This window comes from Streptomyces sp. NBC_01465 (assembly GCF_036227325.1).
Lineage (GTDB): Bacteria > Actinomycetota > Actinomycetes > Streptomycetales > Streptomycetaceae > Streptomyces.
The window spans coordinates 1,369,177-1,382,149 of sequence record NZ_CP109467.1 but is presented as its reverse complement, the minus strand read 5'-3'; the positions used below and the strand labels follow the sequence as shown (position 1 = coordinate 1,382,149).

Below are 12,973 nucleotides of genomic sequence, written 5' to 3'. Positions count from 1 at the left end.
CTCAGGATGTTCACCATCCCTAGACTCCCAGTGACGGGGGTACCTCGGGGGACAATAAGTGGGGCTGGAGTGCCGGAACTCGTACTGGAATTGAATGGCAGCACCTGGACGCTCGATTCGTCCAGGTCATACACCCTTGGGCGTGATCCGCAGGGCGATCTGGCCGTCAACGACGCCCGGGTCTCGTGGCGGCACGCCACCATCAGCTGGGCCGGGCGCAGTTGGGTGATCGAGGATCACGGCTCGACCAACGGCACGTTCGTACAGGGGCAGCGGGTCCACCGGATGGAGATCGGTCCGGGCTCCGCCGTGCACCTCGGCAACGCGACCGACGGCCCGCGGCTGAATCTCTCCGGCGGTGCGGCAGCGGCGGCCCAGGCCCCGGCTCCGCAACAGACCGTGCAGGCGCAGCAGCACGGATCGCCGGGGTGGGCGGCGTCCCAGCAGGCGCCGGCGCGCGCGGAGGAGCGGCCCAACTGGCAGCAGCCGGCGCCGTTCCCGCAGCAGCAGAGCAGCGGCCCCGGCGCTGGATTCCCCGGCGGTGCCGCGGGGGCCCCGCCGGTCTACGGCGACCGCTCGCCGACCACCTTCCACCAGCTGGCGCTGGGGCGCGTCATGCGCATCGGCCGTGCGCTCGAGAACGAACTGGTCGTCGCCGACCTCCAGGTCTCGCGCCACCACGCCGAGTTCGTGGCCACGCCCGACGGCCGGTTCGAGATCCGTGACCTGGGCTCGCACAACGGCACGTACATCAACGGCCAGCCGATGACCAAGTCCGGCACGGCGCTCATCGGCCCCAACGACATCGTCGGCGTCGGCCACTCCACCTTCCGCCTCGTCGGGGACCGCCTGGAGCAGTTCGACGACATCGGTGAAGTCTCCTTCTCCGCACGCCACTTGACGGTGACGGTCGACGGCGGCAAGGACATCCTCAAGGACGTCTCCTTCGGCGTCCCCGAGAAGTCCCTCATCGCGGTCATCGGCCCCTCGGGCTCCGGCAAGTCCACCCTGCTCAAGGCGCTGACCGGCTACCGGCCCGCCAACCAGGGCGATGTCCTCTACGACAACCGAAACCTCTACAAGCAGTTCGCCGAGCTCCGCCAGCGCATCGGCCTGGTCCCGCAGGACGACATCCTGCACAAGGAACTGACGGTCCGTAAGGCACTCAAGTACGCCGCCAAACTGCGCTTCCCGTCCGACACCACCGAGGCCGAGCGCGCCCAGCGGATCGGTGAGGTCCTCGGCGAGCTCAAGCTGGACATCCACAAGGAGAAGAAGATCACTTCGCTCTCCGGTGGCCAGCGCAAGCGCGTCTCGGTCGCCCTGGAGCTGCTCACCAAGCCGTCGCTGATCTTCCTGGACGAGCCGACGTCCGGCCTCGACCCGGGCATGGACCGCGATGTGATGCAGCTGCTGCGCGGGCTCGCCGACGACGGTCGTACCGTCCTCGTCGTCACCCACTCGGTGGCCGAACTCGCCATCTGCGACAAGCTCCTGGTGATGGCACCGGGCGGCGCCGTCGCGTACTTCGGACCGCCCGAGGAGGCCCTGAACTTCTTCGGCTACGACACCTGGGCCGATGTCTTCTCCGCCTTCGAGAACTACCGCGACTACGACTGGGCGGGACGCTGGAAGGGCTCGCAGCACTACCAGATGTACGCCGCCGACATCGACGCCGTCGCCGCCCAGCCGGTGCACATGCCGCCCCCGCAGGCGATGAAGCCACCCAAGCCGCAGAGCTGGGGATCCCAGCTCTGGACGCTGATCCGCCGGTACTCCTCGGTCATCGCGTCCGACAAGGGCTTCATGGGGCTGATGGTGATCCTGCCCGCGGTCCTCGGCGTCGTCAGCGTCGTCATCCCGGCGAAGTTCGGCCTCGCGCCCCCGACGGGGGGAGCGCAGTTCAACAGCGACGCCGGCACGATCATGCTGATCCTCGCGGTCGGCATGTGCTTCTCGGGTGCGGCCAACTCCGTACGAGAACTGATCAAGGAACGGGTCATCTACGAGCGGGAGCGGGCCACCGGCCTCTCCCGGTCGGCGTACCTGATGTCCAAGGTCATCGTCCTCGGCGTGATCACGGCGATTCAGGGCGTCATCATCTGCGGCATCGGCTTCTCGACGCGCAAGCTCCCCGCCGAGGGGCTGATCATGCCGCCGGCCGTCGAGATCTGCCTGGTCATCATCGCGCTGGGCTTCACCTCGATGATGTTCGGCCTGGTCATCTCCTCGCTGGTGAAGACCGCCGAGAAGACGATGCCGCTCCTGGTGATGTTCGCGATCGTCCAGGTCGTCTTCACCGGCGTCCTTTTCAAGGTGTTCGGCTCGATCGGCCTGGAGCAGTTCGCCTGGCTGATGCCCTCCCGCTGGGCCATCGCCGGCGCAGGCGCGACGCTCGACCTGGCACATTTGATGCCGCCGTGGGACACCTCCAAACCCAATGACCTGGACCCGCTGTGGAAGCACTCGGCGAGCCAGTGGGGCATCAACATCACCGTCCTGCTGGTGATCGGTGTCATCTGCGGCGTTGCGGTGGCACGCCTGCTGCGCCGCCACGAGCCCGAGGTCATGCGCAAGTAGCGGACCCCGTACGACGCCGAAGGGCGGCACCCGCGCGATGCGGGTGCCGCCCTTCGGCGTCGTGGTGTCTGCCGGCTGCTCAGTAGGCGCCGTTGACGTTGTCGATCGAACCGTACGTGGCGGCCGCGTAGTTGGCGGCGGCGACGATGTTGGCGACCGGGTCGTACAGGTCGTTCGCGGTGCCCGCGACGTGGTACGTGTCGAAGGTCGGCTGGATGACCTGGAGCAGACCGATCGACGGGGTGCCGTTCTGGGCGTTGATGTCGTAGTTGTTGATCGCGCTCGGGTTGCCGCCCGACTCGCGGATGATGTTGCGGTACAGACCGTCGTAGGAGCCGGGGATGCCCTTCTCCTTCATGATGGCCAGCGCGTGGTTGATCCAGCCGTCCAGGTTGTTCGCGTAGACGGGCTGACGGGCGGCGGCGCGGCTCGCGGCGGCCTCGGCCTCGCGCTTCTTCGCGGCGGCGGCAGCGTCGGCCTTGGCCTTCGCATCGGCGTCCGCCTTGGCCTTGGCGGCGGCGTCGGACTTGGCCTTCGCGTCGGCCTTCGCCTTGGCGGCGGCCTTGGCCTTGGCGGCGGCGTCGGCCTTCGCCTTGGCCTCCTTGGCGGCCTTCTCGGCGTTCTCCTGCTGCTGCTGAACGCTGGCGGCCTGGATCTTGGTCTGCGTCGCGAACGCGGCGGTCGAGGCGTCGAGCGTCTTCGAGGACTCCGCGGAGGCGTTTCCGGGCACAAGGGAGAAGGCGAGGGCGGCGGCGCCAACGGCGGCCACACCGGCGATCGAGTACTTGTGGGTCTTGGTCAGACGACTGTGGCCCGGGGTGCTGGTCTCGGTCATTGCAGACGTACCTCTTCGAATAGCTGGAGTCGCTCATGCCGGGGACGGCGATGCGCCCTTGGGCGGCGACGGGAGCCATTGTTAGCGGCCGCAAAAACCTGTGGCAAAGGTGTGACGTACGATCCTGCTTAGTGGATGAGGGGAGTGCGAGAACGGGCCCGTGCCCGCGCATGCCCGGCTCACACAGCACTTATGCGTCCACTAGGGGAGTTCGTAAGTGACGTGCGTCCTATGCGCGGGCTCACATCGAACGTGTAACAAGCTCACCAATAGTTGCTGATGCAATCCGGAGCGTAATCATCCTCATTCGGAAGGATGAGATGGACGTCCCCGAACTCATGCCAGAGGTAGAGCTCCCGGAGCGCTTCCGCGTAACTGCGGCTCAGCGCCTCGCTCCCGGCGATCGCCTCGAGCATCAGCAGATGCGAGGCCTCCGGCTCGTGCAGCCCGGTCAGCAGCCCGTCCACGGCGCGCACCCCGCGCTCCGGCGTGACGACAAGATCCGTCCACCCGGAGAGCGCGCGCACCACCCCGTCGGGTCCCGTGGCGGTCTCCAGCGCGCGGACGGCCGTCGTCCCCACCGCCACGATGCGCCCGCCGCCCGCACGGGCGGCGTTCACCAGCCGGGCGGTCGCCGCCGACACCTCGAACCGCTCCGGATACGGCGTCTCGTGCGCCTCCGTCGACGCGACACCGGTGTGCAGCGTGATCGGCGCGAACTGCACGCCCCGGCTCACCAGCTCCGCCACGAGCCCCGCGGTGAAGGGCCGCGCGGCACTCGGCATCTCCGCGGACCCGGCCCCGTCGGGGGAGGGCAGCGCGAAGACGGTCTGATGCGCGGCGAGCGGCTGGTCGCGCAGTGTGTACGGGTAACGGATGGGCCGCCCGTGCCGCCGCAGTACGTCCACGACGTCGGACACGGAGGGCCGGGCCCACCAGAGCCGGTCCTCCCCGTCCCGCAACGGCCGCTCCAGCACGAGCCGCACACCCCCCGGCAGCCGCACCACGGCCCCGGCGGGCCCTCCGTGCCGCCGCCGTGTGCTCCCGCCGGCCAGTGGATGCCGCAGCTCGACGACCCACCGCCCGTCGTCGCCCCGGGTGGAGAAGTGCACGACCACCCGGGAGTCCCCTACTCGCCCGTCCACCGCTGCCGGCAAGGTCTGCGACGTATTGACGACGAGCACGTCCCCGGCCCGCAGCTGCACGGGCAGCTCCCGAAAGGAATGGTGCGAGACGGCATTCCCCCGGGACACCATCAGCCGTACGTCGTCCCGCCCGTCCCCCCGCTCCTCGGCAGGCACGGAAGCCAACAACTCCTCAGGCACCCTCAGGGCCACCGGCGCGCTCATCGCCCAGCCCCCAGCAGCGCGGGGGCGGAGTAGCGCCCACTCGCAGGCCGCACCCCTTTTGGACGCCGCCCTCGCACTGCTCCGCAGGCTTCGGGACGGCTGCGCCGGACTCCGTCCGCCGACCGTCGCTCTCCATGCGTGTTCAACGCGCTCATCGCCCCTCCTCCAGCAGCGCAGGGGCGGAGTAGCGCCCACTGACAGGCCGCTCGTCCAGCAGCCGCAGGAACCCCGGCACCACGCTCCCCGGATCCGGCCGCCCCTCCTCGTCCCCCGGCACCGCCGCCGCGTACAGGTCCGTCCCCATGTCCCCCGGGTCCACCGCCCACACCCGCAGCCCCGGCTCCTCCACCGCCAGCACCGCCGCCAGGTGGTCCAGGGCCGCCTTCGACGCCCCGTAGCCGCCCCAGGTCTCGTACGCCTCGGCCGCCGCGTCCGAGCTCACCGCGATCACCGTGCCGGTGTCACCCGCACGCAACAGCTCCAGCGACTCCTGTACGAGACCGAGCGCGGCCACCACATTCGTCTCCAGCGCCGCCCGCAGCCCGTCCAGGCCCAGTGACTCCAGCCGTACCAGCGGCTCCGCACCCAGCGCACTCGCATTGCTCACCAGCAGGTCCAGCCCCCCGAGCTCCCGGGCCGCGGCCACCAGCTCCGCCCGGTGTGCGGCGTCCGTGACGTCCCCGGCCACCGCCACCACCCGCGAGCCGTACTTCCCCAGCTCCCGCGCGGTCTCCTCCAGTACGCCGGCCGTCCTGGCGTCGAGCACCAGGTCCCAGCCCCGCTCCGCGAGCCCCGCCGCGAGCGCGCGCCCCAGCCCCTTCGAAGCTCCGGTGATGATCGCTACCGACATGACACGGTCCCCTCTTCGCTGTGTGCCTCCAACGTAGGAACGGACCCCGGCCCCCCGCGTCGGCCGCGAGCCGCACCACCGCACCCCCCATCGACCTAGTCCCTGCGGACTAATCAACTGCCGCCCACAGCCTGATCCGTACGTTCCACACCCGCCGGTACGGTGTGCCCATGTCCCACGTCCCACGATCAGGCCTGTCCGCGGTGTCCACCGCGCTGCTCGCCATGAGCCGGCATCTGGAGGTGCGCGACGTCCTCAAGACGATCGTCGCCTCGGCCCGCGAACTCCTGGACGCCGAGTACGCGGCTCTCGGCGTCCCCGACGACCACGGCGGCTTCGCCCAGTTCGTGGTCGACGGCGTCAGCGACGCCCAGTGGAAGGCGATCGGCCCGCTGCCCCGTCAGCACGGCATCCTCGCCGCGATGCTGCGCGAGGCGAAGACCGAGCGGCTGGCCGACGTGCGCAAGGACCCCCGCTTCGAGGGCTGGCCCTCCGCGCACCCCGACATGTCCGACTTCCTGGGACTGCCGATCCGCGACGGCGACGAGGTGATCGGCGCACTCTTCCTCGCCAACAAGAGGTGCCCCAAGCCCACGGACACCTGCGGCTTCACCGCCGACGACGAGGAGCTCCTGACGATCCTCGCCCAGCACGCCGCGATCGCCCTCACCAACGCCCGCCTCTACGAGCGCAGCCGCGAGCTGACCATCGCGGAGGAACGTTCCCGCCTGGCCCACGAGCTCCACGACGCGGTCAGCCAGAAGCTCTTCTCGCTCCGCCTCACCGCCCAGGCCGCGGCCACCCTCGTGGACCGCGACCCGGCCCGCGCCAAGGAGGAGCTCCACCAGGTGGCGGCCCTCGCGGCGGAGGCAGCCGACGAACTGCGCGCCGCCGTGGTCGAGTTGCGCCCCGCAGGCCTCGACGAGGACGGCCTGGCCGCCACCCTGCGCACCCAGATCCAGGTCCTGGACCGCGCCCACTCGGCGCACGTCACCTTCGACTGCTGTCAGGTACGGGCCCTGCCCGCGGCCCAGGAGGAAGCGCTGCTCCGGGTCGCCCAGGAGGCCCTGCACAACGCCCTGCGCCACTCCGGCGCGGAACACGTCGACGTCGTACTCGACCAGTGCGGCCGGGGCACCGTCCTGCGCGTCACCGACGACGGCGCCGGCTTCGAGCCCAGCACCGTCCGCCGCGCGGGAAGGCACCTGGGCCTGGTCTCGATGCGCGACCGGGCGAGCGGCGTCGGCGGGCAGCTGACCGTGGAGTCCGCGCCCGGCAAGGGAACGACAATCGAGATGGAGGTCCCCGGTGGCTGACAAGGTGATCCGCGTACTCCTGGTCGACGACCACCAGGTGGTCCGCCGCGGCCTGCGTACCTTCCTGGAGATCCAGGACGACATCGAGGTGGTCGGCGAGGCGTCCGACGGCGCCGAGGGCGTCGCCCGCGCCGAGGAGCTGCGCCCCGACGTCGTCCTGATGGACGTCAAGATGCCCGGCATGGACGGCATCGAGGCCCTGCGGAAACTCCGCGAACTGGCCAACCCCGCCAAGGTGTTGGTGGTCACCAGCTTCACCGAGAAGCGCACGGTGGTCCCCGCCCTGCGCGCGGGTGCGTCGGGTTACGTGTACAAGGACGTCGACCCCGAGGCTCTCGCCGGCGCCATCCGCTCCGTGCACGCGGGCCACGTCCTGCTCCAGCCGGAGGTGGCGGGCGCGCTCCTCTCGCAGGACGAGCACGGCAGCGGCCAGGGGAGGGGCACCACACTCACCGAGCGCGAGCGCCAGGTCCTCGGCCTGATCGCCGACGGCCGCTCCAACCGTGAGATCGCCCGCGCTCTCGTTCTCTCCGAGAAGACGGTCAAGACCCATGTGTCGAACATTCTGATGAAGCTCGATCTCGCGGACCGCACCCAAGCGGCCCTCTGGGCGGTGCGACACGGTGTGACCGGCTGAAACGCCGCAGAGCGGACTGTCGTCCTCCGGTCCGAGATTCATACCGTCGGGTGTATGTCGCCCGTCCGGCGCATCCAGATCGGGGTACGGCCGTTCTCCATGGCGTGCTGCGGCGGCTGGCCGCAGCGATTGCTAGGAGGATCCTGAAGTGAACAGCATGAAGAAGGCCACCGCCATCGCCCTCATCGCCGGTGGCGTCGTCGCCGCGGGTGCCGGTGTCGCCTCCGCCACCGACGGTGGCGCCCACGCCAACGGCAAGGCCGTCAAGTCCCCGGGCGTCGTCGCGGGCAACCTTGTTCAGGCTCCCGTGCACGTCCCGGTGAACGCCGTGGGCAACACCGTCAACGTGATCGGCGCCCTCAACCCGACCTTCGGGAACGACGGCGTCAACCGCTGACCCAGCGGAATCAACAGCTGAACGGCGCTCGCGCCGCACAGTGACCACCGGCCCCCAGGCATGCCTGGGGGCCGGTCCGGTTTTCCGGGTCTGACCTTGATTGCTCCAAATGGGCGCATCGTGCACTCGCCCCGTGTCATCCGGACGGCCCAAGCGTTTTCCAGCGTGCGACCCCGCGGCTGGGGTCGAAACGTAAATCAGCAGGAGGAACACTTCCCATGAACATCGCCAAGAAGGCCGCCCTGGTCCTCGCCGTTGCCGGTATCGCCGCCGGTGCCTCCGCGGGCGCCGCGCTCGCCGACGCCAAGGCTGACGGCAAGGCCGAGCTCTCCCCGGGTGTCGCCTCGGGCAACCAGGCTCAGGTCCCCGTCCACGTGCCGGTCAACGCCATTGGCAACACCGTCACGGCCATCGGTGGTCTGAACCCGACGTTCCACAACGCCGGCGAGAACCGCTGACACCACGCATGACAAGAGCCCCGCGGACCATCCGGTCCGCGGGGCTCTCCCGTTCCCCAGGGAGCCTCAGCCCCGCTCCCGCTCCTCCACGAACGCGTTGAACGCCGCCACCTGGGCCCGCCGCGCCACCCGCTCCACCGGCCGCAGCGCCTCACCGCGGGCCGCCATCTCCGAGGCGCTCACCGCACCGCCGTGACCGCTCTCGTACGCCACCGAGACCAGCAGCCCCACCCGCTGCGCCAGCTCCAACACCCGTACCGCACGCGGCGGATACCCCGGAGCGAGCACCTCCCCGCCGGACCCCTCCACCCGCGCCCGGTAGGCGTCGATCGCGGCCGCGGCGACCGGACCCGACCCGGCCACGTCCAGCCGGGAGAGCAGCGCCGTCGCATCCCGCAGCGCCTCCGCGAGCTCCCGCTCCGCCTCGCCCAGCGACGGCACGTCCGCGGGCGGCGCCTCGCGCACCGCCAGACAGTGCCAGACCACCTCCACATGCAGATCGCCCGCGGTCCCGGCCTCGTATATCTCCGGTACGAGTCCGTACGGAGCCCCGAAGCCGACCACGCCCTCCTCGGCCTCCAGCGCCCGCGCATTGAACTCCGGCGGGCCGCTGAGCCCCAGCGGATGCCCCGGCGCGGGCAGCGCGACACGGTATCCGGTCACCCCGAGCGTGCGCAGCCGGCCGAGCGCCAGCGTGAGTCCGACCGGGCCCGACTCGCCGGGCAGTCCGGCGACCCTGTGCACCGCATCACCCCCGACGATCGCGAGTGCCGCATCATCGGGTGAAACATTCCCGGCCAAAAGGGCATTTCCCCATGCGGCCAGCCGTCCTGAGCGTGGTTCCGAGAGCATGGGGACAGCCTAGGGACTGGACCACTTCACCGGTGGCGTAGGTTTTCCCTGGGAGCTGCGCACGCAGGCGCACGCGCGAACCGAGACTGCATGGGGAGACAACGCGCTCATGAGCGATGTACTGGAGCTGCTGGACGTATCGGTGGTCCGCGACGGACGTGCTCTGGTGGACGACGTCTCCTGGGCGGTGAAGGAAGGCGAGCGCTGGGTCATCCTCGGCCCCAACGGCGCGGGCAAGACCACCCTCCTGAACATCGCCTCCAGCTACCTCTTCCCCACCTCGGGCACCGCTTCGATCCTCGGCGAGAAGCTGGGCAAGCCGGGCACCGACGTCTTCGAACTGCGCCCCCGCATCGGCATGGCCGGCGCGGCGATGGCCGAGAAGATGCCCAAGCGCCAGACCGTTCTGCAGACGGTGCTCACCGCCGCGTACGGCATGACCGCCACCTGGCACGAGAACTACGACGAGGTCGACGAGCAGCGCGCCCGCGCCTTCCTCGACCGCCTCGGCATGACCGAGTACCTGGACCGCAAGTTCGGCACCCTCTCCGAGGGTGAGCGCAAGCGCACGCTGATCGCCCGCGCCATGATGACCGACCCCGAGCTGCTGCTCCTGGACGAGCCCGCCGCGGGCCTCGACCTCGGCGGCCGCGAGGACCTGGTCCGCCGTCTCGGCCGCCTCGCCCAGGACCCGTACGCCCCCTCGATGGTCATGGTCACGCACCATGTCGAGGAGATCGCCCCCGGCTTCACCCACGTCCTGATGATCCGCCAGGGCAAGGTGCTCGCCGCGGGCCCCATGGAGACCGAACTGACCTCGCGCAACCTCTCCCTCTGCTTCGGCCTCCCTCTCGTCGTCGAGATGCGCGGCAACCGCTGGTCGGCCCAGGGCCTCCCGCTCGGCTGACCCGCTCGGCCGGCCCTCTCGCGCCCTGTCCGGGGAGCGGTCCCGGACCTACCATTGGCCTTGTGAACATCGAGGCGTGGGTGTGGTGGCTGATCGTCGCCGTCGGGCTGGGAATCCCGCTCGTGGTGACGGCGATGCCCGAATTCGCGATGCTGGCCGTCGGAGCGGGCGCCGCCGCGGGCGTGGCAGGGCTCGGCGGGGGCATCGTCAGCCAGTTCCTCGTCTTCGTGATCGTCTCCGTGGCGCTCATCGCGGTCGTACGGCCGATCGCCAACAGACACCGCGCCCAGCGGCCCCAGCTGGCCACCGGGATAGACGCGCTCAAGGGGCGCCAGGCCGTCGTACTCGAACGGGTCGACGGCCGCGGAGGCCGGATCAAACTGGCCGGCGAGATCTGGTCCGCCCGCTCGCTCGACGCGGGCCAGACCTTCGACGAGGGCCAGCAGGTCGACGTCGTCGAGATCGAGGGGGCCACCGCCATCGTCATGTGACCTCGCCAAACGTCCCACACGGCAGACCCCGGTCTGCGAAACTCGATCACCGAGATCCGCCGGCAATCGAAGGGCACGGGAGCACGATGCCATCCGTCATCATCGTCCTGATCATTCTGGTGGTGCTGGTCTTCATCGCCCTGGTCAAGACGATTCAGGTCATCCCGCAGGCCAGCGCCGCCATCGTGGAGCGCTTCGGCCGCTACACCCGCACGCTCAACGCGGGCCTGAACATCGTCGTCCCGTTCATCGACTCGATCCGCAACCGCATCGACCTCCGTGAGCAGGTCGTCCCGTTCCCGCCCCAGCCGGTGATCACCCAGGACAACCTGGTCGTCAACATCGACACCGTCATCTACTACCAGGTGACCGACGCGCGCGCCGCGACGTACGAAGTCGCCAGCTACATCCAGGCGATCGAGCAGCTCACCGTCACCACCCTCCGCAACATCATCGGCGGCATGGACCTCGAGCGGACCCTGACCTCCCGCGAGGAGATCAACGCGGCGCTGCGCGGAGTCCTCGACGAGGCCACCGGCAAGTGGGGCATCCGCGTCAACCGCGTCGAGCTCAAGGCGATCGAACCGCCGACCTCCATCCAGGACTCGATGGAGAAGCAGATGCGCGCCGACCGCGACAAGCGCGCCGCGATCCTCCAGGCCGAAGGCGTACGGCAGTCGGAGATCCTGCGCGCCGAGGGCGAGAAGCAGTCCTCGATCCTGCGCGCCGAGGGTGACGCCAAGGCCGCAGCGCTGCGCGCCGAGGGTGAGGCCCAGGCCATCCGTACGGTCTTCGAGTCGATCCACGCGGGCGACGCGGACCAGAAGCTCCTCGCGTACCAGTACCTCCAGATGCTCCCGAAGATCGCCGAGGGCGACGCCAACAAGCTCTGGATCGTGCCCAGCGAGATCGGCGACGCACTCAAGGGTCTCAGCGGCGCCTTCGGGAACGTGGCAGGGGGAGTGCCCGGCTTCGACACGGGCAAGGAGAACAAGACCCCGCCGACCGACTGACGGACGACAGTGAAAGGGCCCGCCCCCGACAACGGGGGCGGGCCCTTTCACTGCGTACATGCGCACTCACGCGGTCTGCGGCAGCCAGTCCGGCAGCGCGTTGCGCTCGCCGGCACCGAGCGCGAGCAGCATCGCATCGGCAGGCGTCGGTACGAACGGCTTCCGCAGCAGCGGCATCCCCGCCTGCTCCGGAGTCCGGGCCGCCTTGCGGTGATTGTCCTCGGCGCACGACGCCACCGTGTTCAGCCAGGTGTCCTGACCGCCCTGCGCCCTCGGCACGACATGGTCCACGGTGCTCGCCCGCCTCCCGCAGTACGCGCACCGGTGTTGGTCCCGTATCAGGACCCCCCGCCTCGACCACGGGGCGTGTCTTCGGAACGGCACCCGTACGTACCGGCAGAGCCTGATCACCCGCGGCACCGGAATGTCGACCGCGGCACCACGCATGCGCAGTCCGGGATGGGCCTGCTCGACGACGGCCTTGTCCTGCAGCACCAGCACCACCGCACGGTTGAGAGTCACCGTCGACAGCGGCTCGAAGCTCGCGTTCAGTACCAGCGTGTCCCGCATCGTGCCCACCTCCGTAGCGCCGGCCCACCCCCTGGTGGACTGGGATCAACTCTGGCCGGGCGCGCCACAATGGACAACGTAATAAAAAAGGCCCTGCCCTGATCTCTCCAAGACCGGGGCAGGGCAAACAATCGCGGGACGCTCAACTCCCGGCAGGAGCCGTGTACTCGGCGATGAGCTGAGCTCGCGCAATGGTGTGGAAACGCAGGTTGAACCCCACGGCCGCAGGCGACGTGTCACCGTCGGTCCCGAGCTTCTCGGTGTCCACCGCATAGACGGTGAAGACATAGCGGTGCGTCTCCCCGGCGGGCGGCGCGGCACCTCCGAAGTCCTTCGACCCGTAGTCGTTACGGGCCTGAATGGCGACGTCCGGCAACCCCGGATACGCGCCGCTGCCGGCGCCCGCGGGCAGCTCGGTGACCGAGGCCGGAATGTCGACGACCGACCAGTGCCAGAACCCGCTGCCCGTGGGCGCGTCCGGGTCGTAGCACGTCACGGCGAAGCTCCTCGTCTCCGCGGGGAAGCCCTCCCACCGCAGCTGCGGCGAAGTGTTCCCGGCCGCGTACACCTGAGCGTCCTTGAGCTCCGCACCCGGTACGACGTCCTCGCTCACCACGGTGAACGACGGAACCGGCGGGTGGAAGTCGTGCGGGAGCGGCGCCCTCTTGAGCTCGGCCACCTCGGCACCTCCTGATCTGCAGATCGTTGAAACGCGTCA

General features: G+C 69.9%; 14 protein-coding genes. 8 read left to right on the top strand and 6 right to left on the bottom strand.

The features are described 5' to 3' along the window. The first annotated feature begins 69 nt into the window (after positions 1–69). Positions 70–2,580: an FHA domain-containing protein gene (locus OG707_RS06205; RefSeq protein WP_443071272.1), complete on the top strand. Its 2,511-nt coding sequence runs from the start codon at positions 70–72 to the stop codon at positions 2,578–2,580. A gap of 79 nt (positions 2,581–2,659) precedes the next feature. Here the strand turns inward: OG707_RS06205 and OG707_RS06200 are convergent, their stop codons facing one another. The 3 genes from OG707_RS06200 to OG707_RS06190 all read right to left on the bottom strand — a co-directional run bounded on the left by OG707_RS06200 (position 2,660) and on the right by OG707_RS06190 (position 5,614). Continuing rightward, positions 2,660–3,415: a transglycosylase SLT domain-containing protein gene (locus OG707_RS06200; protein ID WP_329115197.1), complete on the bottom strand. Its 756-nt coding sequence runs from the start codon at positions 3,413–3,415 to the stop codon at positions 2,660–2,662. A gap of 263 nt (positions 3,416–3,678) precedes the next feature. Next, positions 3,679–4,764, bottom strand: coding sequence for an S-adenosylmethionine:tRNA ribosyltransferase-isomerase (locus OG707_RS06195; RefSeq protein ID WP_329115195.1), 1,086 nt, complete (start codon positions 4,762–4,764; stop codon positions 3,679–3,681). 151 nt (positions 4,765–4,915) lie between these two features. Continuing rightward, positions 4,916–5,614 carry an SDR family NAD(P)-dependent oxidoreductase gene (locus OG707_RS06190; protein WP_329115193.1) on the bottom strand — a complete coding sequence of 233 codons (699 nt, stop codon included), beginning with the start codon at positions 5,612–5,614 and terminating at the stop codon, positions 4,916–4,918. Between the two features lie 170 nt (positions 5,615–5,784). Between OG707_RS06190 and OG707_RS06185 the strand changes: the two genes are divergently transcribed. The 4 genes from OG707_RS06185 (at position 5,785) to OG707_RS06170 (ending at position 8,422) form a co-directional block, all read left to right on the top strand. After that, positions 5,785–6,930, top strand: coding sequence for a GAF domain-containing sensor histidine kinase (locus tag OG707_RS06185; protein WP_329115191.1), 1,146 nt, complete (start codon positions 5,785–5,787; stop codon positions 6,928–6,930). Continuing rightward, positions 6,923–7,567 carry a response regulator transcription factor gene (locus tag OG707_RS06180; protein ID WP_329115189.1) on the top strand — a complete coding sequence of 215 codons (645 nt, stop codon included), beginning with the start codon at positions 6,923–6,925 and terminating at the stop codon, positions 7,565–7,567. Before OG707_RS06185 ends, OG707_RS06180 begins: the two co-directional genes overlap by 8 nt. A gap of 148 nt (positions 7,568–7,715) precedes the next feature. Further along, positions 7,716–7,964: a chaplin gene (locus tag OG707_RS06175; RefSeq protein ID WP_329115187.1), complete on the top strand. Its 249-nt coding sequence runs from the start codon at positions 7,716–7,718 to the stop codon at positions 7,962–7,964. Between the two features lie 218 nt (positions 7,965–8,182). Continuing rightward, complete coding sequence (locus OG707_RS06170; protein ID WP_329115185.1) at positions 8,183–8,422, top strand: chaplin; 240 nt, start codon at positions 8,183–8,185, stop codon at positions 8,420–8,422. A gap of 66 nt (positions 8,423–8,488) precedes the next feature. Here OG707_RS06170 and OG707_RS06165 read toward each other — a convergent pair whose 3' ends face one another. After that, on the bottom strand, positions 8,489–9,274 hold the full coding sequence (locus tag OG707_RS06165) for a hypothetical protein (RefSeq protein ID WP_329115183.1): 786 nt from the start codon (positions 9,272–9,274) through the stop codon (positions 8,489–8,491). A 109-nt stretch (positions 9,275–9,383) separates the two neighbouring features. On the opposite strand from OG707_RS06165, the gene OG707_RS06160 reads away from it, so the two are divergent. From OG707_RS06160 to OG707_RS06150, 3 genes are all read left to right on the top strand, one after another. Further along, positions 9,384–10,181, top strand: a complete 798-nt coding sequence (locus OG707_RS06160; RefSeq protein WP_329115181.1) for an ABC transporter ATP-binding protein — start codon at positions 9,384–9,386, stop codon at positions 10,179–10,181. 62 nt (positions 10,182–10,243) lie between these two features. Continuing rightward, positions 10,244–10,672, top strand: coding sequence for an NfeD family protein (locus OG707_RS06155; protein WP_443071271.1), 429 nt, complete (start codon positions 10,244–10,246; stop codon positions 10,670–10,672). Positions 10,673–10,758: 86 nt separating this feature from the next. Continuing rightward, positions 10,759–11,685 (top strand): SPFH domain-containing protein, encoded by a 927-nt coding sequence (locus tag OG707_RS06150; RefSeq protein ID WP_329115179.1) that lies wholly within the window; start codon positions 10,759–10,761, stop codon positions 11,683–11,685. A gap of 66 nt (positions 11,686–11,751) precedes the next feature. Here OG707_RS06150 and OG707_RS06145 read toward each other — a convergent pair whose 3' ends face one another. Next, on the bottom strand, positions 11,752–12,255 hold the full coding sequence (locus tag OG707_RS06145; protein WP_329115177.1) for an HNH endonuclease: 504 nt from the start codon (positions 12,253–12,255) through the stop codon (positions 11,752–11,754). 142 nt (positions 12,256–12,397) lie between these two features. Beyond that, complete coding sequence (locus OG707_RS06140; RefSeq protein WP_329115176.1) at positions 12,398–12,934, bottom strand: YbhB/YbcL family Raf kinase inhibitor-like protein; 537 nt, start codon at positions 12,932–12,934, stop codon at positions 12,398–12,400. Positions 12,935–12,973 lie beyond the last annotated feature (39 nt).